Below are 26,559 nucleotides of genomic sequence, written 5' to 3'. Positions count from 1 at the left end.
TACACTGCCTACAGCCAAGGAAAGTTGGCTAAGTTGGATTGGTACATTATTCAGCGTATCACAAGATGGTATGCGAAGAAACGACAACGAGCGAGATGGATGGGATCTCTGCAAGAAGTAAGGCAACGGATAAAGCTGCATGGATTAAAGACGCTCTTGTAATCTGCATGCACATGAAAGACGAACATCGGAAAGCCGTATGAGGGAAAACCTCACGTACGGTTTGATGAGGAGGGGCTGAAAGTTTCAGCCCTTCACTCTAGCAAGTATAACACGATCCTTCGCACTACTTCTTCATATTCTCATCAATATATTTGTTAATCTCTTCCTCCGCTTTTCTCAAGGCACTGTTCACATCGATTTTCTCCAGACCGATATTGACCGGGTCTCTACGCGTAATCGTATCCGCTTGGGCATCGAAGTCCGTCTTTGGGGCGATCGGAGCCAGCTTATTCACAAATAAAGCGTTAACGTTTTTCCCCTTAAGCACTTCGCTTTCGCTTAACGCTTTGCGAACCGCATCGCTTTTGAGGGACGATATGGAACCTTCTTTTGCTCTTCCCAGTTGATATTCGTCGGAGGTTAAGTATTTGATGACCTCCATGGATTGCTCTTTGAATTTACTCGTTGAGGTAATACTCAGGTAAGTAGGATACGATTGCGCTCCAATTCCAGGCGCATTTTTCAATGTTGGCGCCGATACCATGTCCCACTGCGGTACCGGACTCACCTGATGGAAGTTGGCCAAATAGAGGAACATGGCGACATCTTGCTTTTTAACAAAAGCGTCGAGATGCAGCAGCTTATCTTTTTCCTGCTCCAGTCTTTGGCGGAAGACGGAATTTGCTGCGGTATCGACAAAGGCTTGTTGAAATAATGCCTTCCAGCTATCGCTATTGACGGCGGCTCTATTGGTTTTCGGATCCACGAAAGGAAGCGAGTAGTTGTTCAATCTAGCCATATGAAGAAGCGATAGGCTGAAACCTACATAAGATTTGCCGTCCTCAACTCTTGTTAGATTTCTGGAAAGCTGCAGCGTTTCATCCCACGTCATTCCATCCTTGGGATAGGGAACGCCAAATTTATCGAATATTTCTTTGTTATAGAATAGCACCAGCGTAGTATTGCTGGCAGGAAGGCCTATGATTTTCCCGTCAAACATCTGCTTCATACTATCAATGGTTGAAGGCTCGAATCGGTTCAAATCCACATTGTGTTTCTTCATAAGGTCGGTCATATCCATCGACATATCATATTTGACGATACCACCCATAAACTGTCCAATCGATTCGAAATAAATGTCGATCGGCTGCCCGGCAGTAATGAGTTCCTGCAGTTCCGTGCCCTTGCCGTCGTTTATAATATACTTTATGGTATAATGAGGAAATTTTTTCCGTAGAGGGTCCCCGTAAGTTCTGTTGAAATCGTCTTCCGGCATCTTATTTCTAGAGTAGAATACGAGCTCCGCCGGCTCTGAGTTCGTTGGTTTCTGGGCATCTCCTGTCTTTTGCCCCATTTCTTTTCCCCCGCTGCAACCTGTAAGTGAGCCGGCAAGCAAGGCCATCGACAATAAACCGCTCCATTTTGCTTTCATATAGATCCCCCTTTTAATTTTATGTATGGCATTTCGGTGCAAGTTCAGTCAGGTTAGTTTGGAAAGCTCTACGTATTTCCATTATTGTCCTGTAATGATAAGATTCCGGATTCATTCCTTTCATCCAAGAACTAAACATGCCATGGTCCTGACGGCTCAGCACTGTTTGTGAGCTCGTAAAATGGTGCTGACCTTCCAACAGCAGTAAGTAGGCTTTAGTTGGATCGGATGGTTTGACTTGGTGCGCCGTAACCACTGCGTGAAGAGAGTTGTTGAGGAGCAGCATGTATTGGACGGGCGATTGGATGATATCCTGATAAAACCGTTTCCCTTGCTCGGGAAGATCATGCATGATCAGGTTCGCTTTTTCCTCGATCACACAGAGCTTCTCTATGGATTGACTGTAGCCTATGCGGATTGCCTCGAAAACATCATTGGCGCCGTTATCCTCTGGGGATATTCGCAGAAATTCATCATGCGTCATGCCTGTTTCCAACCCGGGCTTATTTTGGAGTATGAGCAAGAGGGTTCGCAAATAGCGCAGATCCTGAAAAAGATACTGCCGCGCAAATCCGGGAATCGTAGGCTTGCGCTGCTGCCAGTAGGACATCAGGAAATCTTTGTAAAGCTGTGCAATCTGCGGGGAAGCTTTGTCGCCAAAATATTGCTTGAAAAATTCATTCATAAATGAATCCGACTGATATTCATCCCACGACCACATCATTCGAGCGGCGGCAGCGCCTTCAACCACATGTTCGCGAATATTCCCGATGTTCACCTCAATAAATTCCAACGGGCCTTTGCTTAGCGCATTCATGATCTTAAAGCTGTGCTCCGTCTTCCAGGGGCCTTCCGCTTGTGCAAAGTGGGAACCTGTAGAAGTAAACTGAAAGTTCATGTAATATCCGAGAGGCTGATGGCCGAAATCGGTGTCTCGAATACGGTCGGGTGGAAAATGATCGCGGCGCGCGGAAACGAAGTTATAGATTAGAGATGGATCATCGGGCAGCTTGAGCATGCCTTTGGCAAAAAAATCGGAAACTTCGTTATAGAGCGTCGTGCGAACAGGGGCATATCTCGTTCTTGTTTTTTCCCTCAGCAGCTTCAACTGCCCCTCCAGCATGGCTTCAAGGATGGCCGCACGTTCTTTCTCCGTCGCCGGGGCGTCGTCAAACACTTCCCAGAACGGATGATCCCGAGCTCCCCGGAAAGCGAGCGTCCACACGATTTCAATATTTTCCTTCAGAATGCATTCCATATTGTGAGCCCACATCTCGAACAGCTCGTCCGTTAAAGCAAGGCTTAGCTTCGGCGGAGGGGTTCCTTTAACTTGTAACCAATAATCGTTCCAGTTTTCCAGCAGCCGCTGTCCAAAAGGCGATATATGGGTGGAGGAAACGATAAGACCATAGGAACGAGCCGTACTTGCAGTAGAGCTGAGATGGGTTGAACCCGATAAAATATTATCCAGCACAATCGTATTCAGTTTTAAACGGAGCATGGTTTCAGCCCATACCGACGCATTGTCCGGGCTTCGTTTACTCCAGGGTGAAAGGCGCGAAGTATCGTTCGGGAACCAGGCGCGATACTTCACATAGGGAGTAGGGAACCGCAAATTCGTGTTAACGGGAACTTCTATGTTTTGCTGCCGCGTCGGTTCCCATGAGGCCCAAAACCATAAAGGAGGGATTCCGAGCAAGTGCTCAGACAATGAATAAATCGCATAGATGGCTCCTCGAATATCAGCGCCTTGGGCTAAGAGATAGGTCGTTCCGTCACATTGAGCTACAATGACTTGGTGCGCTTCCCTCCCGTGTATCCACCGCTCCTTTCCGATCGTCAGTTTGGAATGAGGGCTTAGGATTGCGATGGCTGCACGCCGACCGGCATCAGTCGAATGAACAATAGGGGACTCTGTTCCGAAAACCTTCCGCAAATCTCTCTGCAGGTCTCTAGCAGCTCGCTGAACCGGTTCCGGCTCATCCCTCGATAGCAGGATAGGAATTCCGGGTTCCAAATAGAATGGCATTGATTACCTCCGGTTTGATCGTAAGGGATAAAATATCGCTTTCATGACTTTATAGGGAATAACCTGCGTTCTTATAGTCAGGCACCGCATCGGGGCCGAAACCAAGCTCCGCCCTGCGTTGTCTAAATTCGCGCACGTGCTCTTGATAATTCAAATCCTCCATGAAATTGATGGTTTCTTCCGGGTTGCGCTGCAAATCGAACAAGACCTCAGGCATTTCTTCGCCGTAATACTGGTACTTTAGATGGTCTTTCTTGATCATCAGGTTTGTCCCGCGAAATTGAGAAACAGCTTCATTCAGCCAATTGGGGGCAGGCTCCTCCATCAGCGGCACCAGGCTTCGGCTGTCCAGCCCCGGAGGAATGGGGATCCCCGTCAAATCGCATAATGTTGCGAATACATCGCAAAGACTGACATTATGTCCAATCGACCGTCCTCCGGTCAATTTCCCCGGGTACCGAATGAGCAAAGGGACACGTACGCTGGCCTCAAAAAATTTTTGCTTCTCCCAAATGCCATGCTGACCCAGCATTTCTCCATGATCGCTCGTATAGACGATAACCCAGTCATCAAGATGTTGTCCCGCCTGTACAAGCGCCTCCATCACCTGACCCAACATGTCGTCCATCGTTTCAATCATGCCGTAATATGCGGCTGTAGCGCGAAGAAGATCGCGTTCGGTCACATCTACCCCCGGCTTGACTTGACGTTGGCGGAGGAAGGGATGGTTGAATACTTGCTCCTGCAAATAAGGCTTAACTCGATTCAAGTAATACTTGAACTTGTCCTCGCTTGTTAAGTAAGGATAATGGGGCTGCATCAAGCTTACCTTCAGTAGCAGCGGATGCGTTTGCACACGATCGTAGTAGGGGTTCGTAAAATAATCTTCTATGAATTGGACCGCACCTTGTACCGCGTATTCATCCTGAGCGATATAAGGGCCTCTGCCCACGCCGGCTCGCATGATTTCTCTGGCATCATTCCATTTGAAGGAACTGAACGATCGTCGCTCCTCCCTTGCCTTCTCGCTTAGATAACGGGGATCAGTATGCATATCGCCGCTGATTCGCGTAGTCCAGCCTTGCATTTGATCCGGACCCAAGTGGTGCAGCTTGCCGCTGACGACAGCTTCGTAGCCGTACTCCGCGAGTTGACGGGCAAAGGTCATATAGCCGGGAGTAAGATCGTCGCCGAACCGTTCGCATTGACATGTTCGGGGAAGTTGTCCCGCCATCATCGACTGCCGGGCAGGGATGCAGATCGGCGAGGGGGTATACGCAGAGGTGAATATCGCACCGCCGGCGGCCAATCGATCCAGATTGGGAGTACGGACGACTTCGTTGCCTGCGTATCCGATGACATCGTACCGATGCTCATCGCTCATGAGAAAAAGTATGTTGGGTCTTTTTGAACTCATTGCATGACCTCCTGTGCTCGATATCGTCCTCCAGGATATCTTGCTATAACCACTTATATAGATGAACGTAGTGACGTTTACAAAATAACAATATCGTAATAGCGGGGCAACGGATATCCACGGATTAGCAAAAAATGTTGCTGTCTTAACTTTATAAAGCGGTTACACTATGATATAACTAAAATACCGGCACATTCCAAAGTCCGACTGCGGTTGCCTGGAGGTGGAACTGATGAAAGTAAGCCCGGTCTTTCAGAACTTTCGGCTCGATCGGAAGCCGTACAAGCTGCATTCTTATGACAAGACCTACGGTGAGGGTGCGATTTGGGATAAGAACCACGCCCACCAAGGCATGGAGTTTGTTTATTTGCAGCAGGGCGAAGGCATCGTCATTATCGATCACAACATTATGCCGATCAAGCCGGGGACTATCATGTTTTTCCAGCCGTTTCAATTGCACCGCATCAAAATTCATTCATCTGAAACCGGATACTATATTCGTTCCAAAATCCTCTTTGAGCCCGAAATCTTCTATCCGATATTTCAGCATTTCCCTGTGCTTCAGAAATTTTTTGTCATGCTGTGGAAGGAACAGCTTACAACGCAAGTGATAGACCATAGTCACCAAAGGGACGCATTGGATCGTTTATTTGAAGAGTTCAAACCCAACCACGATTTACCTGCCGAGGAACAACAAGAACGTTTCTCTTTATTGCTGATACAATTTTTGCAGCTGATTAAAAACACATGGAAGCCCGTAAAGCATACAACATCGGAAGCGCCCCGAACCTTGAGTCACGCGGAAAAAGCATTTCAATGGATCGAAACTCATTTTCGGGAGCCTTTTGATTTGGGACAAATGGCCAGCGCGCTTTTTTTGACGCCGCAGCATATTTCCCGGCTCTTTCGCAACACGACGGGAAGTACGATATCTGAATATTTATTGTCCCGAAGACTAAGAGAGGCATGTCTGCTCATTTGCACGACCGAGCTCCCCATCCAGGAAATTGCTATGCATGTCGGGATTCCCCATGTCTCTCGCTTTTGCCAAGTGTTTAAGCGAAGAATCGGAATGACTCCCCTGCAGTATCGGGCCGCCAACAAAGCGACCACTCCTTAATTGACAAGAACGGAGAGGACTTCATCATACCGATCAGGTCATCGGGCTATTTTGCAACAACACAGCCCGCGTCTACCTACGGCCAGCGCCCATTTACGGAATGTGGTACAATGATGCTAGCCTTGTACGAACTTTCCCTGGAAGCCTGTGCAAGATTCAGGAAGGATGAGACGCTTTGATCGTGTTAAGATGCACTCAATCGCTATTAAAAGACATGAAAGTGAATCCGGCGGAACATGAAGAAGTTGACCCGTTCTGGAGCTGGCATGCGAATATACATCGATTAAACAACCGAAAACATATCTTATTTGTTAATGATTTAACTCGCCTGTGCATTATGGTGAATGGCGTCAGATCCGCACAGCTTACAACGTTGAAGGAGAAGTTTATAGCTACGCTGATCAGCTACCTCCAGAGCGAAGGTGTCAATTCGAGCTTAATCCATGCTTATGTAACTGCGGGAACAGATCTGATGATTTCCAAAACAAACAATAGAAGCGTGCTGGGAACAATGAAAGAAATCATGCTTTCTCCTCGGATGATTACGATGATGATATCGATCGGTTGAAATGGCTGAATACCATCATTTACAAACCAATCGCTTATAAGGAGCCGATCAATGTCTTCAAGGAAGCATTGTTCAAGAATCCGCAAGTTAGAACGAATGTGAAGAATAATCCCTAAGGGGCACCCGCTCCCATGCTGTCCTATCGCTGAATTAAAGTATCTAACATAAGAGTCTCACAGCTAACGGTTGTGAGGGGGATCCATATTTGCTCTGGCGGCACAGCGTCAGAGCTTTTCGTGCCTGCGGGACCAAATTTATAGTAGAATGATTTTGCGATACGCTGAAAGATGCAAAGCGGCGAGACGTTCATTGGGTGAAGCCAGACAGCGCGCTGCACAAGACCGAAGGGAGGCGCTTCGATGAAGCACGAAGATCCGAACCATTCAGCTGTTAAGCGGCTAGTCTGGTTGATTTTTATCGGTTACAGCGCTTGTTTGCTGTATTGGATGCTTTGGGGCTTCGGCAGAACGGTCCTCGCGGAAATCCGGTTCAACCTCGTGCCGATGAAAACGATCATACATTTTATGAGCACGATGAGCCGTGGGAATACCGTCTTTCCGATCATTAATTTAGCGGGAAATATCGGCGTATTCGTTCCTTTTGGCGTCATGCTGCCTTATTTATTCACCAAGCTGAGAAATCGTTATTGGTTCAGCCTTTGCTTTATAGGGTCGATCATCGTTTTGGAAACAGGCCAGGTGCTGCTAAGAAGGGGCACAGGTGATGTAGATGACGTTATATTGAATACCATAGGCGGAATGATAGGTTACTTTCTATACGATGTTCTTTATGTACGGCGAACCAACCGAATGCGCCGACCCGGCAAACCAGCGTAAGGCTGAAGTATACATAGGAACGAGAAGCGGGGAGAGACGGACCCTTCGTTCCAGCCGGGCCGGATTGGAAACATGGATGCAGAATATAATCAGAGAGGGGGAGCCGCCATTGAAGATACGGAATTCGGCCAAGGCGATCATCATCCGGGACGATAAACTGCTTGTTGCCAAAATGCAGGATGACAGCGGGATATATTACTTGCTGCCGGGAGGTGGACAGGAAGCGGGAGAAAAGCTGCAGTCATGCCTGATTCGGGAATGCATCGAAGAAACCGGATGGCTCATCGAGGTCAAGGAGCTGCTCTATGTCAGGGAATGCTTTGCCGATAAAGACATCCATCGGGTAGAGTTTATGTTTAGAGGTGAAGCCGTTCGGCCCGTGCAGGCGACAGGCATGGACGCGAACCAGTTAGGGACGGAGTGGGTGGAACTGGACGAAATTCTTGATGCTCCACTGTATCCGCGCGAGCTTCGAACGATCATTGCATCGCACCGCAGCGGTCATGCGGGACCAACGTATCTTGGGGAAATACAATAGCTCACAAGACATGGACCGTCATCGCATGCTCGTCGCAGCTCGAGAACTTTGAGCAGTGGAGGCAGTCTTTCCAAATTTTCGGCATCGGAAGTTTCTCTTTGTCAACGAGCTGAAAGCCGCATTTCTTGAAAAAATCGACTTGGTACGTTAACGACAACAGCGTTTGCACGCCAAGCGCTTTCGTCTCGTTAATCACTGCGCAGACAAGGGATTTACCGATCCCCAATCCGAAATGCTGCGAAGAAACGGTGAGCGACCGCACTTCGGCAAGATCTTTATCTAAAATATGAAGACTTACGGTCCCGATCACATGCCCCTTCTGCTCCGCAACGAAAAAACATGGCAAATGTTCATAGATCGAGCTGAGGGTGCGATGGAGCAGCTTCCCTTCTTCGGCGTAGGAGCGAATGAGATCGTACATCATGGCCGTATCCTGAAATCCCCTCTCTTTTCGGCATTGATTGGAATTAATATACATAAAATTGAATAAAAATACAATCCCTGGGTTTATATCCGCTTTTATTTTTTTACGACCGCTTGTCATGCGTCTACGGTATTCCGTCTGAATGCATGCGAGGGCGAACGTTCGTTTATCAAGCTCCGGCACTGGAGGGTTGCACAATGAAGTTTCATCGCCACTTGGGCATGTACGGCGTATGCGTCAAAGATCAAAAGCTGCTGGTCATTCACAAAAACGGAGGCCCTTATACCGGGAGATACGATTTGCCGGGAGGCAGCATTGAACCGAATGAAACGATTTTGAACACAGTAGCCAGAGAATTTCTCGAGGAAACGGGCATCCAGGTACGGATCGTGAGCCAGATCGGAACCCGTGATTTCGTCCTGCCCTGGACAAGGGAAGGGTTTGACCATACGCATTGCCACCATATCGCGGTGCTGTATGATACGAAATACGTGTCGGGGGATGTAAGGCATTCCCCCAACATCGACGATTCATTGGGGGCGGAATGGCTGTCCGTATCTCAAATTAACGAAAATAATGCTTCTCCGCTCGTAGGGGCGGCGAAAGAATGGCTGTTGTCCGGGACGTGGAGCCTGGAGACGAAAACGTATTTGGAATGGACGACCAAGCGTCTTTAAGGGAAAGTGCAAGCGCGTTGGGGTGCTAAACGCAGCTTGAGGAGAAGAGATTAATCATAACTGAAGAGAGGATGACCCCGCATGAAAACAAATCCATTCCAGCAGCGAATCACTTCGGAACAGCAGCTTCGGGAACTGCTTGGCTATCCGAGCGAGCTGGTCGCGAGCAAAACGATAGGACAGATCGACGAGCATTGCCGGGCATTCATTGCGCAATCGCCGATGGTATGGATCGGAACGGCGGATCAATCGGGGGCGTGCGATGTGTCACCGCGCGGGGATGGCGCCGGGTTTGTGCACGTGATCGACGAGAACCATCTCGTGCTGCCGGAACGGCCGGGCAATCGGCGGCTGGACTCGATAAGAAACATTTTAAGCAATCCGCATATCGCCATCCTATTCTTGATCCCGGGCTTGGAAGAAACGCTGCGCATCAATGGGAAAGCTTGCATTACTCGCGATGAGCAGCTGTTGGAACAGATGAAAGCTCACGGCAAAGCGCCGCTGCTCGGCATCGGGGTGGAGGTGGAAGAGTGTTATATGCACTGCGCCAAAGCGTTCAAACGTTCGAAGCTGTGGGAGCCGGATACGTGGCCGGAGCAGAAGCAGTTGCCGAGCGCTGCCCGGATCATCGCGGATCACGTCCGCATGCAGGGCGTAACGGCCGAAACGGTGGCGAAGTCGTTGAAGGAAAGCTATGAGAAGCGGTTGTATTGAGCGGAGGCGGGCTTTGCGTCGCGGGTTCCATATGATTCCTGCGACCGACCTGCCTGCTGCAGCGTATGCTGTTGTATAATGGAAATACGATTACATAGAACAGAAGGGGGAGTCCTCGGTGCCACCCCGAGACAAACAGTATCAACAGCCTCGCCGCGAATACGGACAAGCGAAGCCGTCTGCAGCAGCAAGCGAAGGTCGCCGCCGTTTACGTTCCCGCAAGCTGCTTGCGCCGATTTTGTGCGTAGGCCTTGCGCTTGCCGTCACGCCCTGGTGGAACGGCACAGCGCATGCGGACGCGATCTGGGACCGCTGGCAGGCAGCGGATGCCGCTGTAGCGAAAGGCGATCCGGGCGCGGCCGTCCCGCACTGGAAATTTCTTGTCGAGCATTACGCGTCCAAGGGCGACTGGGAGAGCGCGGCGCTATTCAGCGGCAGATTGAACGAATATTTTGACCATACGAAGGATTACGAGCAGGCGATCCGCTATTACGAGCTGGAGAACGAATATTGGCTCAAATTCGGGAAAGACTGGGGCGCTGAAGACCTCCAGCGCGCAGAGCAAATTCGGACGACCGTCGAGCTGTATATGACAGTCAACGATACGGAGGCGCTGCGGAAGCGATCCGCGCCGGCGAGCGGGCCGCTATCCAAGTACGAGCCGGAATATGGCACGTATATCGGGCTGTACAGCGAGCGCGATCCGAAAATGCAAAATTATTTTGACCGGTCGGAGCAGTTTTACGGCAAAAAGCACGCGCTGTACCTTGCGTATTCGCCGGTGAACGCCACGTTTCCGAAGGCCTATGCCACGCGGGCGAAGCAGGCGGGATCGGCGCTGCAAATCGCATGGGAACCGTCGGACGGCTTGGAAGCTGTCACAGAATCGGTCGTTCGCAGCTGGGCGAAGGGAGCGAAAGAAGCGGGAATACCGATCTTTCTGCGCTATGCCAGCGAAATGAACGGAGATTGGGTGGTATGGCACGGCGACCCGCAGCTGTACATCGAGAAGTTCCGTATGGTTCATGATGTCATGGCACAGGAAGCGCCTAACGTGGCGATGGTGTGGAGCCCGGCGGATGTGCCGATTTACAAGATGGATGCTTATTATCCCGGGGACGATTACGTCGACTGGGTAGGCGTCAGCTTGTACACGGAGCCTTATGAGAACGGCGACCCGCAGCAGGCCAATATGCAGGCGACTAGCCCGATTGAACGGCTCGATTATTTGTACGACAAATTTGCCGAGCGCAAGCCGATCATGCTCAGCGAATCGGGCGTTTCCCATTATGCGAACCTGCCGGATGAATCGTTTGGCGACTACGGATTGCTCAATATGCAGCGCTTGTACGAGATCATGCCGGCCAAATACCCGCGATTGAAGTCGATCACCTATTTCAATGTCAATCTGGCGATGACGGAGTCGAAAAACAACTACTCGCTGCGTGACAACGAGACGATTTACAAGCTATACAAACAAATGATCGCTTCGCCTTTTTACTTGAACAAGGTGGAGAATGGGGCAAAGCCCGCCGATGCGCGCGGAAATGTCCCGGCCGATGGAAAATACGCCTTTACAAGAAATACGGAGCTTACGCCGTTTGTAAAAATACCGGATATTTATATCGGCAAACTGGAGTATTATTTGAACGGCAAGCTGATCGATACCCAGTCAAGTCCTCCGTTCGGGATCGACCTGAAGGCAGGAGACGTGCCGGATCATTCTGAAATTGAACTGGCAGTCTATAATAAGCAGGGAAGCAAAGTCGCGGCCCAATCGTTTCCGATCGAGTCGCATATTGCCGTCATGCTGAACGGCAAGGAGCTTGCCTTCGAACAGCCGCCGGTCTTGCGTGAAGGCAATACGCTCACGCCGATCCGCGCGATTTTCGAAGCGGTGGGCGCCACGGTGAAATGGGATGCGGCGACGCGTACGGCTACGGCGCAGAAGGGCAATACGACCGTCGCGGTGCAGATCGGCAGCAATACGGCGCTGCGCAATAACGTCCCTGTACCGCTGGAGGTGCCGGCGCAGCTGATCGGCGGGTCGACGATGGTGCCCGCGAGATTCGCGGCGGAAGCGTTCGGCGGCGCGGTCGGCTGGGACGGAGAGACGCGCACCGTGCAAATCCGCACCGACGGCAAGGCGGTCGCGCAGTTGAGCGAGCCGGCGGTATGGTCGACAGGCGCGGTCACAGCGATAGGGGAGGGCAGCGAGCCTCAGATGGGCTCTCGGTTGGTTGCTTGGGTGAAGCTCCAGCTCACCAAAGTCGCCAAATGGTGGGGAGCCTTCGCGTAACCGTAACCGTAACCGCACACAGTGCATTCCAAACAACCGCGCTGTATTCCAGTGTGTTGGAGCAGCATAACGAAAGGCTGCATCAGCGCCCAAAAAGGCTCAGCCTCTTGATTTGCCGCATTCGCGGCAGCCAAGGGCTGAGCCTTTCAATTTCATCGATATTTACACGCGAACCGGCGTCTTGATTTCCTCCAGAATCGCTTTTGCGGCTTGGCGAGCGCTGGAGAATGCCCGTTCGGCAAGCTCTCCTTTGCCTTCGCAGCCGTCGCCGCAAAAATAAAACGGCACGTTGACGATGCGGGTCGGCAGCAGCTCGTTGCCTTTGATGTTTTTGACGCTGGCGACCATCGCTTTTTTCGATACGCGCTTCACTTCCGTCGCCTCGCGCCAGCCCGGATAATACTGGTCGAACAGAGCTTCCATCTGCTTCGTCTTGTCGTCCAGATACGCTTTGCGCTCCGCTTCGTCGGCAAACCGGTCGCTCAAATAGGCGATGCCCTGCAGCAGTTGCCCGCCTTCCGGCACGAGGGTGTGATCGGTGGCCGATACATCGCTGATGAACAGCTTGTTGTCCATGTCGCTGATATAGCTGAACGGCCGTGCGACGACATGCTTCAAGCCGATATCGTATACCATGACTTCCGTCGCGGTATTTTCTTCGTAAGGAGCGAGGAACGGCTCCCACGGCGTGCCCTTAAGCAGCTTGCATACCTGCTGCACCGGCATCGCGAAGATCACGCGATCGAAGGCGAGCTCCCTAGTTTTGGACTTCAAATAATACTTGCGGTCGGCATAACGGATGCTCTCGACGCCTTCCTGAAGGGCAATGTCCCAGCGGCCGGAAATTTCGATCTTCTGGCGAAGCTGATTCGTAATGACTGCCCAGCTGCCGAGAATGTAGTTCACCGGTTTACCCGACAAAAATAAATTATGGTAATATTCGCTAATGACCGGTCCCGGGACTTTCCGCGCTTCCTCCGGGGTAATGAAGAAGTTCGAGCATACCAGATGCTCCCACAGCTCTTTCACGTCTTCGTCGGCGTCGGACTGGGCCAAATAATCCCCGAGCGTCTCATAGTTCCGGACATTATGAATGTTCGCGATAATGGCTGTAATTTCTCCGACGAACCGCATTTTTTGCATCGGATTGAGCAGCTCGGTCCGCATCAAATTGACAAAATCGAGCGGCGCCGGCGTGAGCTGCTCGTTTTTGGCGTACATTACCTTGCGTTTGTCGACTTGCTTCGAGCTGAACGACAAGCCGAGCTCGCGCTCCATGGACGAAATGGTATGGCGGTCGATCCCATAAATGGCATGAGCGCCGTAATTGAGTGTGAAGCCGGCTTTTTCATAAGTAAACGCGCGTCCGCCCAGCTGCGGGCTGCGCTCGAACAGCGTGCCCTCTACATTTCCGTTCTCCGACAAATAAGCGGCTGCGGACAAACCCGCCAAACCGCCGCCGATAATGGCTACTTTCATCATCTGGTCCCCTTTCTTCTCCGGCTCGGCAAGAACCGGCTTTGCATTGTGGCTCGCACGAAGACCAGACCATGCCCAAGCAAGCTGCCTGCGCATCAGATCATTCAAATCGTGTTCATCCTTCATGCACCATAGAAACAACGTGCCCGTATACGTCGCGACAAGCAGTCTGGCTTTGTCCGGGTCCGGCAGCCAGCGCAGCAAGCTTTCGAACAGCGTCCGGTTCAGCTCATCCGTTGCCGATTTCAGGCTTTCGTTTTGCAGCGACAAGGCAAGGTAGCTTCGCATCAGGCGAGGGGAACGGTCCGCCAGATCCGTCAGGTCAAGCATCAGTCGGTTGACATGGCTTTCAAGCGAAGGCACCTGAGACGGCGTGCGGCTGGCCCAGGCCTGAATCAATGCGGTTTGCTTCAGCGGAATTTCGCGCAATATTTCGTCTTTTCCTTGAAAGTAATGATAGAACGTGCCTTTCGAGGTACCGGTAGCCGCGATGATGTCGTCGACGGAAACCTGCTCATAGCCTTTCTCGATAAAAAGCTTGAGCGCAACCTCCATCATATATTCCTTTTTTTTGCGGGTTGCGGCGCGCATGAACTTACTCATAGCATCCCCCTGCCTTGCCGTTTCAATGATTTAATATCATTATATGCAATATTAGACTGGGAGTCTATATAAATTCGCGGAGCTTGACGTGGTGTGAAAAAAGGGGATTGGATTTTTATGCGCCAATTCGGTATGATATAGGAATCATTATCCAGCGGAGAGCGAGGTGGACAAGCATGGATTGCATTTTTTGCAAAATCGTTGAAGGAACGATCCCTTCCAAAAAAGTGTTCGAAAACGAGCACGTGGTCGCTTTTCACGATATTCAGCCGGCCGCGCCGGTACATGTGCTCATCATCCCGAAAAAACATATCGCGGCGATGAACGACGTGGCGGAGGAGGATTTGCCGTTAATCGCGGAAATTCACCGGGCTGCGCTGCAAATGGCCCGCGAGCTGGACGTCGCGGAATCCGGCTACCGGCTCGTGAATAACTGCGGCAGGGATAGCGGACAAATCGTATTCCATCTGCATTATCATCTGCTTGGCGGCGAAAAGCTGGGTGCGCTGAACGCAAAATAGCCTTTCGCGTCGATGACTGCAAATCTTTTCGCGTTTAGGTTGACACCCTGTTTCCTTATAGCCTATAATGAAGTTTGATGAATGTCTTTTTTTTCGTCTTGGACGGTCTGTTCGGAGGGAGGGAAAACTGGTGTCAGAAACTCGAGTTCGCAAGAACGAAACTATAGATGCTGCACTTCGCCGCTTTAAGCGCTCTATCGCTAAGGATGGCGTTTTGGCGGAGGTTAAGAAACGCAAGCATTATGAGAAGCCTAGCGTAAAGCGCAAGAAGAAGTCAGAGGCTGCTCGTAAGAGAAAGTTCTAGGAGGCTTAATCGATGAGCTTAAGCGAGAAATTAAACGATGATATGAAGCTCGCGATGAAGAGCCAAGACAAGTTTAAACTCTCCGTAATCCGTATGGTTCGCGCCGCTATCAAGAATATCGAGATAGATCAGCGAAAAACCTTAGATGACCAAGAAGTGCTTGACGTTCTGAATCGCGAGATCAAACAGCGTAAAGATTCCCTCCAAGAATTTGAAAAGGCCGGTCGCGAAGACTTGGCCGAAGGATTGAGGGCGGAACTTGCGATCCTGATGGAATACATGCCGCAACAGTTTTCGGAAGAAGAAGTAAAAGCCATTGTACAGCAGACCATCCAGGAAGTGGGAGCTTCTTCCAAAGCGGACATGGGGAAAGTCATGGGCGCATTGATGCCTAAAGTCAAAGGACGGGCTGACGGCAAGATCGTCAACCAGTTCGTACAGCAGCTATTGCCTTAACAACAAACAACGGAAAACACTCCTTCTACCGGAGTGTTTTTCTTTTTTACACACAGGAATGAATCGAACGCCAGGCAATTGCGTATTACCGTTATAAGGCCATAATACATGGTACAGAAGGAGGGTATCGATATGCGGATGCGTTTTCGATCCGGCCGGCAGTTTCTGGCCTTGCAAGCGGCTTCGGTGAGATGGCTGCTGGCGGCGATGGTGCTGCTGCTGGTCCTTTCGTTATTTCCCGGCTTGGAGCGGAAGGCGGAAGCCGAACCGGGAGCGCCGCCTGCAGCGGCACCTGTTGTCGTCATTCCGGTCCATCAGACGATTGAGACGGGTTTGGAGCAATTTCTCAAACGGGCGTTCCGGGAAACGCAGGAGATGCGGGCGATGTATATCGTTCTCGACATCAACACGCTTGGCGGCAGGATCGATTCCGCCGAACAAATCGGCGAAATGATCCGGGAGAGCCCGATCCCGACGATTGCATATGTTCACGGGAAAGCGGTATCAGCCGGCAGCTACATCGCCATGAACGCCGGCAAGATCGCGATGGAGCCGGGGAGCTCGATCGGCGCCGCAGCGGTAGTGGACGCTTCGGGCAAAGAAGTCGACAATGTCAAGGTCATCTCACATTGGTCGAGCCAGATGAAATCGGCAGCTGAGCTTCGCGGCCGAAATGCCCGGATCGCCGAAGCGATGGCAGACAAGAACGTCGGCGTAACGATGCCGGAGATCGGCCGGACGGTGGAGAAAGGACAGATCCTGTCCCTGACCGCCGAGGAAGCGGTCAAGGTCGGCTATGCCGAGACGCTGGCGAGCAGCGTTCAGGATGTCATTCGCTTCATCAAGGCGGAAGACCATCCGGTCGTGAACATCGAGTTGAGCGCAGCGGAACGATTCGCAAGATTCATTACCCAGCCTTGGGTTTCGATGCTGCTCCTGTTCATCGGGATTGCGGGCGTTGCGATCGAAATCTTCGTTCCGGGCTTCGGCGTCCCGGGTATCCTGGGGTTACTTGGCTTCGGGTTTTATTTCTTCGGTCACTATATTGCCGGGTTTGCGGGCATTGAGGATCTGGTGTTGTTCGCGCTGGGGATTGTCCTGCTGATGATCGAGGTATTCGTGTCAAGCTTCGGAATTCTCGGAATCTTGGGTGCGATCAGCTTAATCAGCGGCGTCGTGATGGCTGCCTACAACACCCAGAAAGCGATGCTCAATCTGGGAATCGCTTTCGTCCTGGCCATCGTCGTGGTCGCGATCGTCATCAAGTACTTCAAGCATCGCGGCGTCTGGAATCGGTTTATTCTTAGCGAACAGTTGACTTCCGACCAAGGGTATACGTCGGCGAAGTCGAGAACCGATCTGATCGGTGCGACGGGTCAGGCGCTGACGCCGCTGCGTCCGTCGGGCACCGCGTTGTTCGGTGAGGAGCGCATCGACGTCGTGACGTCGGGCGATTTCATCCCCGCAGGACGCCAGGTCATCGTTATTCAATCGGAAGGCAGCCGCGTCGTCGTGAAGGAGAAGCATCGGAACTAACTTCGCGGTACAATTTACTTTATAACGTTGAGAGGAAGTGTGTATATGGATTCGATGGTTTATATTTTTTTGCTGGCGGCGATCGTCATTATCGCCTTGTCGGTATTTTTTAGCTTCGTGCCGGTCATGCTGTGGGTTTCCGCGCTGGCTTCGGGCGTGCGCGTTCGTATTATTACGCTGGTCGCGATGCGCCTCCGCCGCGTCATTCCAAGCCGGATCGTCAATCCGATGATCAAGGCGACGAAGGCGGGTCTGGAGCTGACGATCAATCAGCTCGAAAGCCATTTTCTGGCCGGCGGTAACGTGGACCGCGTCGTCAATGCGCTGATCGCGGCGCATCGTGCAAATATCCACTTGGAGTTCGAGCGCGCGGCGGCGATTGACTTGGCTGGACGCGACGTACTGCAAGCCGTACAAATGAGTGTTAATCCGAGAGTAATCGAGACGCCGACGGTATCGGCGGTTGCGAAAGACGGCATCGAAGTGAAAGTTATCGCGAGAGTGACGGTTCGCGCCAACATTGAACGCCTCGTTGGCGGCGCTGGGGAAGAGACGATCATCGCGCGGGTTGGCGAAGGGATTGTCACGACGGTCGGTTCGAGCGGCTCGCATAAGGACGTATTGGAAAATCCGGATATGATCTCGCGCACCGTTCTGGGCAAGGGACTTGACGCCGGCACCGCATTTGAAATTTTGTCCATCGACATCGCGGACGTGGACGTAGGCAAAAACATCGGCGCCCATCTGCAAACGGAGCAGGCGGAAGCGGACAAACGAATTGCGCAGGCGAAAGCGGAAGAGCGCCGGGCAATGGCCGTTGCGCAGGAGCAAGAGATGCTCGCGCGCGTCGTGGAGATGAAGGCGAAGGTCGTCGAAGCCGAATCGGAAGTTCCGCAAGCGATGGCCGAAGCGCTGCGCGCAGGCAAAATGGGTGTGATGGATTACATGAACTTGAAAAATATCGACGCCGATACGCAGATGCGTTCGTCTTTGGGCAAAATGAACGGACCGGGTAAAGACGGCGACAATGCTTAACGAGCCGGTCCGCGGAAAGGCGGTGGTTAACGGGTGAACATCATCGAATTCATTTTGAACAACTGGTTTATCGTGGTCATTTTATACGTGGTGGCGACTACGGTCCTGAAGCGTGCCAAGGGCAGCGGAGCCAGCCCGCAGCGTCCCGGCCGCGTCCCGAGTAAGGGAGGCATGCCTCCCTTCGGCGGAGGCGGCGGTCCTTCGGGTTGGCCCGGACAGCCGCAGCAGGGCGGCGATCGCTCGCCGTCTATGACGCAAGCGGCGCCCGCCCCGGCGAAGGCGGCTCCTGCCGTCAAGCCGCAGCCTGCTGCGACGGCGAAACCGGCCGCGGCACCCGCTTACGCCCGCATCGATGCGCGCCAGGCACGGCTGCTGCCCCAGCAGGAGCCTGCCGCCGCGCGAGGAGAAGCGACGCCCACGCCGCTTGCCGTTTCTCCGCAGGATGCGCTGCGCGGCGTCGTGTGGGCCGAGATTTTGGGCCCGCCGCGCGCGAAACGGCCATACCGCTACAAGTAATAGCGGGATATATACAATACCTTTTCCGGACGGATTCCGTCTGGAAAAGGTATTTTTTTGTCTTCTGCGCTAATTGCGCAGCGGAGCGCGGCGCTTTCATCATATTTTCCATACGTCCGGCATAAGGTGTAAATAGCCTGTGTTCCGCTTATTCAAGCCTGAGGCGCAGCCATTTACCGAAGGAGGTTAAGTATGCGCAGCCTGACCCGTCGATTCAACCAGTTCACCGCCAAACTGCTTGACCTGCCTCAAGATGTCGTGATGGACTTGCCGCGTGTAACGATGATCGGCAATCGGCAGCTATATATCGAGAACCATCGGGGAGTGCTGCATTTTTCGAGCGAGGCGCTGAAGCTGGCCCTGAGCAAAGGAAAATTGGAAGTATACGGACAGGAGCTTGTGATCCGCGCCATCATGACTGAGGAAGTATTCATCGAGGGCGTCATCCAAGATATCAAATATATCCCGTAGCCGGAAAGGGGAATTATCCGTGAAATCATCCTACCTGGATCGCTTGCGCGGCTTTGTAGCTATTGAAGTGAAAGGAGCTCGGCTGGAAACGCTGCTCAATCTGATGACGGAGAAACGAATGTCCGTATGGGACATTCGGTACAGCGGCGAGCAGAAGGCGGAGCTGTGCATTTCGATTCGCGATTTTTTCGCGCTTCGTCCGCTCTTGAAGCAGACAGGCTCCCGAACGCGGATCAAAGCCCGCCACGGACTTCCGTTCTGGCTTGGTCAAATGGGCAAGCGCAAATTTTTTGCCGTCGGCATCGTCGGTTTCATCGTCGGCATGTATTTGTTGTCCTCCGTCGTCTGGCAGGTGCGGGTCGAAGGGAACGAGCTGCTCGCGACCGAACAAATCTTGCAGGCGGCGAAGCAGGAGGGGGTATACAAGCTGCAGTGGAAGTTTCGTCTGAAAGATCCGGACGAGCTGTCCAGGCAGCTGCAGAGCCGCCTGCCGACAACTGCCTGGGTCGGCGTACAGGTACGCGGCACGAACGTAATCATCAAAGTCGTCGAGGCGACGGTGCCCGATAAGCCGCCGCTGATGAATCCGCGTCACCTGGTCGCGTCCAAAAGCGCCTTGGTCACCGAGATTTTCGCGGAAAAAGGCCGCCCGCTGGTCAAGACGAATGCTTACGTGCGTAAGGGCGACATCTTGATCTCCGGCATTTTGGGTGATGAGGTGAATAAGCAGACGGTCGTCGCTTCGGGGCGCGTGAAAGGTCTTGTATGGTACAAGCCGACGGTCGAGGTGCCGTTGTCGCTTCAATATAAAACGTATACCGGCGAGTCGCGCAAACGGTTTTACTTGGTGTTCGGTACCCGGGCGGTTCAGCTTACGGGATACGGCGGCATTACATACGAGCATTACGAGACGATACCGGAGCGCAAGACGCTGCAATGGCGGAACTTCGTGCTGCCTTTCGGCTGGATTAACGAAAAGGTGATGGAAGTGAGCATCGTCGACCAGCCGGTCGATCCGAAGGAAGCGTCGGCCATCGGAATGGAACAGGCCGCCTCTGAAATTTTGACAGCAGCCGGCAAAGATTCGCGCGTCGTTTCCCAAAAAATTTTGCATGAGAAGGCGGAGAATGGTAAAGTTTATATGGAAGTGCTTTTGGAAGTCGAGGAACAGATTGCGGTCGAACAGCCGATCGTACCATAAAACTTTATCACGCATGATTTTGGGCAGGGACCCGCGCTTCGCCCAAAACGCCGGAGGAGAGACAGCCTGTTGATTGAACAAGCGACAACTGCCAAGGTAGCATTAAAAAACACCAATGAAGGATTAGCTTTATTCGGCCCGCAGGACAAGTTCCTTCGCTTGATCGAGCAGGAGACGGACGCGACCATCTTCACGCGCGAAGAAGAAATCGTCATTCAAGGGTCGGCGCAGGATGCGGCGCGTCTGGAGCAGTTGTTTTCCGTCCTGCTTCAGCTGATCCGCAATCAGTATGTGCTAACGGAGCGCGATGTGCTGTATGCGCTGGACTTGTCCAGGCAGATGATGGCGGATCAGCTCCTTGACTTGTTTAAAGGCGAGATCGCCGTTACGCACAAGGGGAAGCCGATTCGCATTAAGACGATCGGACAGAAGCAGTACGTGAGCGAGATCAAGAAGAAGGACATTGTCTTCGGCATCGGACCGGCCGGTACGGGCAAAACGTACATTGCCGTCGTTCTCGCCGTCACCGCGCTCAAGGAAGGCAAGGTCAAGCGGATCGTGCTGACGCGGCCGGCGGTCGAAGCGGGCGAAAGCCTCGGATTTCTGCCGGGCGATTTACAGGAAAAGGTTGACCCTTATTTGCGGCCATTGTATGATGCACTTAACGACGTGCTCGGACCGGAGCAGGTGCTCAAATCGCTGGAGCGCGGGCTGATCGAGATCGCGCCGCTCGCTTATATGCGCGGCCGTACGCTTGACGATTCCTTTATCATACTGGACGAAGCGCAAAATACGACGCCCGAGCAGATGAAGATGTTTTTAACGCGCCTTGGCTTCGGTTCCAAGATGGTCATTACCGGCGACGTGACGCAGATCGACCTGCCGCGCGGGAAGTCTTCCGGGCTTGTCGAAGCACGGCGCATATTGAGCCAGATCGAAGAGATCGGTTTCATTATGTTTGCGGAAGCGGATGTCGTCCGGCACTCGCTCGTGCAAAAAATCATTATGGCCTACAACGAGGAGAAGGATAGCCAGGGATGATCGCCCCTGCGGCGCCCGCATGCGTCGTATGATCGGAAATCCGGCATCGCCGTGGCACATACTTCCTGAGAACCAGAGAAAGGGTGAACCTTTCCGATGAAACCCAAGGGTTCGATTCAAGGCAAATTTCAATACCGGCTGGCCGGTTGGAGATATAGCGCCCTTGTGCGCTTTCTTCTATTTTTTGTACTGGCGGTCGTGATTTACTTTGCCCTCTATCACCGGGTTGTTCCCCAAACCTATGACATTCAGCTAGGCTCCATTGCCGAAAAGGATATTTTGGCGCCTCGATCAATCCCGAATGAAGTCGCTACGGAAAAGGCAAAGGAAGAAGCCGCCGGGCGGGTTCAATCTGTGTACAAAATCGTTTCGCTTAAAAATGAAATTGCCGTCGAGACGATTTTCGAGAAGCTGCTGCAAATCAACAGCGATCAGGACGTATCGCTGGCCGATAAAGTCAATATTTACAAAACGGTGATCCCGACGCTAATCGAGGATCATTTGGACCGGGTACTCAAAACGTACGCCGACAGCGGACAAACAAGCGAGCTGCTGCTCGTCGAAATGCGCAAAAATTTTCGCGAGCAGCAGTACCGCATTCCCGAGGAATCGTTCTACAAAATTCCGCGGTTGACCAAGGACGACTTGGCGGCGATGGAGCCGGTAGCCAAAGAAATCGTACTGAAGCTGATGAACGATCAGATTCTCGATGCGCAAACCGTGCGCGTCAAAGTGCCCGAGCTGGTCAACGCATCGACGCTCAGCAAGAGCATCACGAGAGAGCTCGTGCAGGAGCTCGTCCGCGCGGCGCTGACGCCCAACAAGTTTTTCGACCAGAAGGGAACCGACGAGGCGAAGGGACATGCGCGGGACAGCGTGAAGCCGGTGCTGATCAACAAGAACGACGTGCTGGTCGCCAAAGGCGAAGAAATTACCAAAGAGATATACGATCATTTGAGCAGTCTGGATCTGCTGAGAGACGATACGAGTTATTGGCCGCATCTGGGGCTTTTATTGTTTACTTTACTGCTGTGCCTTGTGCTTTATATGTATATCCGGCAAAGCGCGCTTTCGATCAGCTATTATAACATTCCGCTGCTGATGTTCGTTCTTATTGTTATTATGACGATTGCCGGCATGAAAGTATTTTCCATGCTGCAGAACTTGGATTATCCTTACATCGCCTTTCTGGCGCCGACGGCGATGGGCGCGATGCTGCTGGCCATATTGCTCGATGCGCAGCTTGCCTTCGTGGCCGCTGTCGTTTTCGCCGTCATGGCCAGCATCGTGTTCAATGCCGACCATGTGCAGACGTTCGATTACAAGTACGGTCTGCTGACGCTGACCAGCTCGTTTGCGGCAACGTTCTCGATCCAGCGTGCCAGTCAGCGTGCCTCGATCTTGAAGGCGGGACTGATGGGTTCGATCTTCGGCGTCGTACTGGTCGCTTCGCTGCTGCTGTTTGAAGACCACGGGACGAACAAGGAGGCGCTCTTCGCCGCTTCGTTCGCGCTTGGCGGCGGATTGCTGACCGCGGTCTTCGTCATCGGCCTGCTGCCGTTCCTTGAAGTCGCCTTCGGCATCTTGTCGCCGCTCAAGCTAGTCGAGCTGTCCAACATGAACCATCCGCTGCTTCGGAAGCTGCTCACGGAAACGCCGGGCACATACCATCACAGCGTGATGGTCGGCAATCTCGCGGACACCGCGGCGGAAGCGATCGGCGCGGACGGACTGTTGTGCCGGGTCGGCGCGTACTACCATGATATCGGGAAGACGAAGCGGCCGAGTTATTTTATCGAAAATCAATCGAATATGGAAAACCCGCATGACAAAATCGATCCGGCGCTCAGCAAATCGATCATTATCGCCCACGCCCGCGACGGGGTGGAAATGCTGAAGGAATACAACATTCCGAAGCCGATTCGCGACATTGCGGAGCAGCATCACGGCACGACGCTGCTGCAATATTTTTACCACAAAGCGAAGAAGCAGGCCGAGGAGAAGGGCGAGAAGCCGCCGGAGGAGAGCGAATACCGGTACCCGGGGCCGAACGCTCAGACGAAAGAAGCGGCGATCGTCGGCATTGCCGATTGCGTGGAAGCGGCGGTCAGGTCGCTGCGCAACCCGACCGTGGAGCAAATCGATTCCATGGTGCGCAAAATCATCAAGGGACGGCTGGACGACGGGCAGTTCAACGAATGCGACTTGACGATCAAAGAGCTGGACCGGATCGCCAAAGCGCTCAATGAGACGCTGCTCGGCATATTCCATTCGCGAATCGAATATCCGGCCGATACGATATCGCACAAGCCAGAACAAACGAAAGAGGTGCAGCCATGAGTTTGCAGCTTTCATGGAATACGGAACAAGAACAGTTTGATATTTCTCCCGAATTGATCGATCGGTTGGAGCAGCTGCTGCGGCTTTGCGGCGAGCAGGAGAATGTCAGCGACGGGGAAGTGGCGCTGACGTTCGTCGATGATGAGGCGATCCGGGAGCTGAACAAGCAGTACCGGGGGTTGGACAAACCGACGGACGTACTGTCGTTCGCCATGCAGGAAATAGGCGACGAGGAGCTTGAGATCATTTACGGCGAAGACGATTTCGAAGATTCGGACGACGCGGATGGCGAAGAGGAGGACGGTTTCGAAGAGCCGCTCGGAGATATCGTCATTTCGGTCCCGCGGGCCATCGCGCAAGCGGAAGAATACGGGCATTCCGTCGACCGCGAGCTCGGGTTCCTGTTCGTCCACGGCTTCCTTCACTTGATCGGTTACGATCATCAGACCGAGGAAGAAGAGAAAGCGATGTTCGGCAAGCAGGAACAAATTCTTCAGAAAGCGGGTCTTACCCGTTGATTCAGCCGACCAAATGGCAGCGCAGCTTCCGTTACGCGTATGAAGGAGTCAAATATGCTCTGGCGACCCAGCGGAATATGAAGTTTCACTTTTTTGCGGCGCTGGTCGTTTTGGCAATGGCTTTCTTTTTTAACTTATCGAAGTTCGATGTATTGTTCATTTTGCTTGCCGTTACGCTCATGATTGTTACGGAGCTGATCAATACAGCCGTTGAAAAAGCGGTCGATCTGGCGATGCCGGACATTCACCCGCTCGCCAAGATCGCCAAAGATACCGCTGCAGCCTCCGTTCTGGTGTCTGCAGCTTTTGCCGCTGTTACGGGCATGATCGTGTTCTACGAGCCGGTCGACAACTTGTTCCGCCTCGCTCGCAGCAGCCAAGGACAGTCGTTCAGCGCAGGTACCGTATGGGTGCTGCTTTCGCTGATCATCCTGACGGTCATCGTGGTGGAAACGCGCTTTGCAAGCAAAGGCAATTGGATCAAGCCGAGCCTGCTCACTGCGGTCGCTTTTGCCGTCGCCACTTTGCTGACATGCCAGACGCAGCAGACGCTGCCGTCCATGCTCGGATTTTTTCTGGCATGCATGCTGCTGATCGTACTGTACGACAGAAGGACGCGAACGTTCGGTTCGCTTTGGCTGGGCGCTTTGCTCGGCAGTTTTATTACGGCGCTCGCGTATTATTTGTACCATATCTATGTATAGCCGGGGAAAGGGGCGATGGTTCCCGATGACCAAAGAAGAACTGATTGCCAAGGCACTGGAAGCGCGCGATAAAGCATATACGCCTTATTCCAACTTCAAGGTGGGCGCCGCGCTCCTCGACGGCGGGGGCCATGTCCACTTGGGCTGCAACGTGGAGAACGCCGCCTACGGTCCGACGAATTGCGCCGAGCGTACCGCGCTGTTCCGGGCGATTGCGGACGGAGAGCCGGCGAGGTCATTCCAGGCGATCGCGGTCGTCGGCGACACCGATCAGCCGATTTCGCCGTGCGGCGTATGCCGGCAGGTGCTGATCGAGCTGTGCACCCCGGAAATGCCGGTTTACTTATCCAATTTGCGCGGGGAAGTTGCTGTCACGAACGTTGGCGCACTGCTGCCTGGCGCATTCACATCACATGATTTAAACGGAGGAAACTAGACTTGATGTCATCGAAAACGCAAGCGGATGGAAAAAAATTCAAATCGGGGTTCGTCGCCATTATTGGCCGTCCGAACGTGGGCAAATCAACCTTGATGAACCAAATTATAGGACAAAAAATCGCTATCATGTCCGATAAGCCGCAAACAACAAGAAACAAAATTCATGGCGTCTATACGACGGAGGAAGGGCAGATCGTATTCCTGGATACGCCCGGCATCCACAAGCCGCAATCGAAGCTCGGCGATTATATGATGAAGACGGCGCAAAACGCGCTGAGCGAAGTGGATGCGATTCTGCTGCTGATCGACGTCGTCGAAGGGCTCGGCGGCGGGGACCGTTATATTATCGAAAACTTGAAGAAGGTCAACACGCCTGTGGTCCTCGTTATGAACAAGATCGATCAGGTGCATCCGGAAGCGCTGCTGTCGATCATTACGACATACAAGGATTTGTACCCGTTTGCGGAAATCGTGCCGATCTCGGCGATGCACGGCAGCAATGTCAATACGCTGCTGGAGCAAGTGATGAAGTACTTGCAGGAAGGCCCGCAGTATTATCCTGCCGATCAGGTGACCGACCACCCGGAGCAGTTTGTCTGCGCCGAGCTGATCCGCGAGAAAATTTTGCATTTGACCCGCGAGGAAATTCCGCATTCCATCGCCGTATCGATTGAAGATATGAAGGTGGAGGACAACGGTGTCGTTCACATCTCTGCCGTCATTTACGTCGAGCGGGACTCGCAAAAGGGTATCATCATCGGCAAAAAAGGGGCGCTGCTCAAAGAAGTCGGCCAGAAGGCGCGGGCTGATATCGAAGCGCTGCTCGGCTCGAAAACGTTCCTCGAGCTGTGGGTGAAAGTGAAGAAAGACTGGCGCAATCAAGATCGGGTATTGCGCGATCTCGGCTTTCGTCACGATTAAGCTGGGCTTCTGTGATTAGCAGGCTCGTCCGAATGTGCTCGCATCATGCAAGCAAAAAGTGCATTCGCTGATTCAAATCCGGACTTTGCGTTTAATCACTCCATACATGCCAGTTTTTACGCAGCATACTTCTAATCGAATCGTATCATCCTAAGCTTGCAGCAGGTATTGTAGTCATGCTAGCAAGGTTGCACCTGTCGAAGCGGCAGCCGTCGATTCGTCGTCGGCCGCTGTGCCGGGCGAACGGGACATAGCC

Annotated in this window: 26 protein-coding genes; 21 read left to right on the top strand and 5 right to left on the bottom strand. The window is 52.7% G+C overall.

What is annotated here, in order from left to right:
* Positions 1-286 precede the first annotated feature (286 nt).
* Genes KXG62_RS04470 through KXG62_RS04460 form a run of 3 tightly spaced genes read right to left on the bottom strand, consistent with a single transcriptional unit; the run spans position 287 to position 5,040 of the window.
* Positions 287-1,594 (bottom strand): ABC transporter substrate-binding protein, encoded by a 1,308-nt coding sequence (locus tag KXG62_RS04470; protein WP_218090701.1) that lies wholly within the window; start codon positions 1,592-1,594, stop codon positions 287-289.
* Between the two features lie 19 nt (positions 1,595-1,613).
* Positions 1,614-3,623, bottom strand: coding sequence for a glycosyl hydrolase 115 family protein (locus KXG62_RS04465; protein WP_218090700.1), 2,010 nt, complete (start codon positions 3,621-3,623; stop codon positions 1,614-1,616).
* A 49-nt stretch (positions 3,624-3,672) separates the two neighbouring features.
* Positions 3,673-5,040, bottom strand: coding sequence for a sulfatase-like hydrolase/transferase (locus tag KXG62_RS04460; RefSeq protein WP_218090699.1), 1,368 nt, complete (start codon positions 5,038-5,040; stop codon positions 3,673-3,675).
* A gap of 232 nt (positions 5,041-5,272) precedes the next feature.
* Here KXG62_RS04460 and KXG62_RS04455 point away from each other — a divergent pair, with 232 nt between their 5' ends.
* The 4 genes from KXG62_RS04455 to KXG62_RS04440 all read left to right on the top strand — a co-directional run bounded on the left by KXG62_RS04455 (position 5,273) and on the right by KXG62_RS04440 (position 8,102).
* Positions 5,273-6,160: an AraC family transcriptional regulator gene (locus KXG62_RS04455; RefSeq protein ID WP_218090698.1), complete on the top strand. Its 888-nt coding sequence runs from the start codon at positions 5,273-5,275 to the stop codon at positions 6,158-6,160.
* Between the two features lie 181 nt (positions 6,161-6,341).
* Positions 6,342-6,728, top strand: a complete 387-nt coding sequence (locus tag KXG62_RS04450) for a DUF6933 domain-containing protein (protein WP_425517330.1) — start codon at positions 6,342-6,344, stop codon at positions 6,726-6,728.
* A 359-nt stretch (positions 6,729-7,087) separates the two neighbouring features.
* A complete protein-coding gene (locus KXG62_RS04445; protein ID WP_218090697.1) occupies positions 7,088-7,564 on the top strand; it encodes a VanZ family protein in 477 nt (158 codons plus the stop codon).
* A gap of 109 nt (positions 7,565-7,673) precedes the next feature.
* A complete protein-coding gene (locus KXG62_RS04440; protein WP_218090696.1) occupies positions 7,674-8,102 on the top strand; it encodes an NUDIX domain-containing protein in 429 nt (142 codons plus the stop codon).
* Position 8,103: 1 nt separating this feature from the next.
* On the opposite strand, the gene KXG62_RS04435 is transcribed toward KXG62_RS04440, so the two are convergent.
* Positions 8,104-8,580, bottom strand: a complete 477-nt coding sequence (locus KXG62_RS04435; RefSeq protein ID WP_281426634.1) for an N-acetyltransferase — start codon at positions 8,578-8,580, stop codon at positions 8,104-8,106.
* 143 nt (positions 8,581-8,723) lie between these two features.
* On the opposite strand from KXG62_RS04435, the gene KXG62_RS04430 reads away from it, so the two are divergent.
* From KXG62_RS04430 to KXG62_RS04420, 3 genes are all read left to right on the top strand, one after another.
* The gene (locus tag KXG62_RS04430; protein ID WP_218090694.1) at positions 8,724-9,203 is read left to right on the top strand and encodes an NUDIX hydrolase; all 480 of its coding nucleotides are present in this window, start codon (positions 8,724-8,726) and stop codon (positions 9,201-9,203) included.
* A gap of 81 nt (positions 9,204-9,284) precedes the next feature.
* Positions 9,285-9,920 (top strand): pyridoxamine 5'-phosphate oxidase family protein, encoded by a 636-nt coding sequence (locus KXG62_RS04425; protein WP_218090693.1) that lies wholly within the window; start codon positions 9,285-9,287, stop codon positions 9,918-9,920.
* A 118-nt stretch (positions 9,921-10,038) separates the two neighbouring features.
* Positions 10,039-12,219: a stalk domain-containing protein gene (locus KXG62_RS04420; protein WP_246627284.1), complete on the top strand. Its 2,181-nt coding sequence runs from the start codon at positions 10,039-10,041 to the stop codon at positions 12,217-12,219.
* Positions 12,220-12,381: 162 nt separating this feature from the next.
* Here KXG62_RS04420 and KXG62_RS04415 read toward each other — a convergent pair whose 3' ends face one another.
* A complete protein-coding gene (locus KXG62_RS04415; protein WP_218090692.1) occupies positions 12,382-14,301 on the bottom strand; it encodes an FAD-dependent oxidoreductase in 1,920 nt (639 codons plus the stop codon).
* A 176-nt stretch (positions 14,302-14,477) separates the two neighbouring features.
* On the opposite strand from KXG62_RS04415, the gene KXG62_RS04410 reads away from it, so the two are divergent.
* The 14 genes from KXG62_RS04410 (at position 14,478) to era (ending at position 26,303) form a co-directional block, all read left to right on the top strand.
* A complete protein-coding gene (locus KXG62_RS04410) occupies positions 14,478-14,822 on the top strand; it encodes a histidine triad nucleotide-binding protein (protein ID WP_218090691.1) in 345 nt (114 codons plus the stop codon).
* A 130-nt stretch (positions 14,823-14,952) separates the two neighbouring features.
* Entirely contained in the window at positions 14,953-15,126 is a 174-nt protein-coding gene (rpsU, locus tag KXG62_RS04405; RefSeq protein WP_010491812.1) for a 30S ribosomal protein S21, read from the top strand.
* A 12-nt stretch (positions 15,127-15,138) separates the two neighbouring features.
* A complete protein-coding gene (locus tag KXG62_RS04400) occupies positions 15,139-15,582 on the top strand; it encodes a GatB/YqeY domain-containing protein (RefSeq protein ID WP_218090690.1) in 444 nt (147 codons plus the stop codon).
* A 138-nt stretch (positions 15,583-15,720) separates the two neighbouring features.
* A complete protein-coding gene (locus tag KXG62_RS04395) occupies positions 15,721-17,118 on the top strand; it encodes an NfeD family protein (RefSeq protein ID WP_218090732.1) in 1,398 nt (465 codons plus the stop codon).
* 45 nt (positions 17,119-17,163) lie between these two features.
* The gene (gene floA, locus KXG62_RS04390) at positions 17,164-18,153 is read left to right on the top strand and encodes a flotillin-like protein FloA (RefSeq protein ID WP_218090689.1); all 990 of its coding nucleotides are present in this window, start codon (positions 17,164-17,166) and stop codon (positions 18,151-18,153) included.
* A gap of 33 nt (positions 18,154-18,186) precedes the next feature.
* Positions 18,187-18,669 carry a hypothetical protein gene (locus KXG62_RS04385; protein WP_218090688.1) on the top strand — a complete coding sequence of 161 codons (483 nt, stop codon included), beginning with the start codon at positions 18,187-18,189 and terminating at the stop codon, positions 18,667-18,669.
* A gap of 192 nt (positions 18,670-18,861) precedes the next feature.
* Positions 18,862-19,140, top strand: coding sequence for a sporulation protein YqfC (gene yqfC / locus KXG62_RS04380; RefSeq protein WP_218090687.1), 279 nt, complete (start codon positions 18,862-18,864; stop codon positions 19,138-19,140).
* 19 nt (positions 19,141-19,159) lie between these two features.
* Positions 19,160-20,341, top strand: a complete 1,182-nt coding sequence (gene yqfD, locus KXG62_RS04375; protein ID WP_218090686.1) for a sporulation protein YqfD — start codon at positions 19,160-19,162, stop codon at positions 20,339-20,341.
* 72 nt (positions 20,342-20,413) lie between these two features.
* Positions 20,414-21,382, top strand: coding sequence for a PhoH family protein (locus KXG62_RS04370; protein ID WP_218090731.1), 969 nt, complete (start codon positions 20,414-20,416; stop codon positions 21,380-21,382).
* 96 nt (positions 21,383-21,478) lie between these two features.
* Positions 21,479-23,722 carry an HD family phosphohydrolase gene (locus tag KXG62_RS04365; protein ID WP_218090685.1) on the top strand — a complete coding sequence of 748 codons (2,244 nt, stop codon included), beginning with the start codon at positions 21,479-21,481 and terminating at the stop codon, positions 23,720-23,722.
* Entirely contained in the window at positions 23,719-24,240 is a 522-nt protein-coding gene (gene ybeY / locus KXG62_RS04360) for an rRNA maturation RNase YbeY (protein WP_218090684.1), read from the top strand. Before KXG62_RS04365 ends, ybeY begins: the two co-directional genes overlap by 4 nt.
* A complete protein-coding gene (locus tag KXG62_RS04355) occupies positions 24,237-24,944 on the top strand; it encodes a diacylglycerol kinase (RefSeq protein WP_218090683.1) in 708 nt (235 codons plus the stop codon). Before ybeY ends, KXG62_RS04355 begins: the two co-directional genes overlap by 4 nt.
* Positions 24,945-24,969: 25 nt before the next feature.
* Positions 24,970-25,380 carry a cytidine deaminase gene (locus KXG62_RS04350; protein WP_218090682.1) on the top strand — a complete coding sequence of 137 codons (411 nt, stop codon included), beginning with the start codon at positions 24,970-24,972 and terminating at the stop codon, positions 25,378-25,380.
* A 5-nt stretch (positions 25,381-25,385) separates the two neighbouring features.
* The gene (era, locus tag KXG62_RS04345) at positions 25,386-26,303 is read left to right on the top strand and encodes a GTPase Era (RefSeq protein WP_218090730.1); all 918 of its coding nucleotides are present in this window, start codon (positions 25,386-25,388) and stop codon (positions 26,301-26,303) included.
* Positions 26,304-26,559 lie beyond the last annotated feature (256 nt).

This window comes from Paenibacillus solanacearum (assembly GCF_910593845.1).
Lineage (GTDB): Bacteria > Bacillota > Bacilli > Paenibacillales > NBRC-103111 > Paenibacillus_G > Paenibacillus_G solanacearum.
The sequence above is the reverse complement of the archived record's forward strand: the minus strand, read 5'-3'. Positions and strand labels throughout refer to the sequence as shown.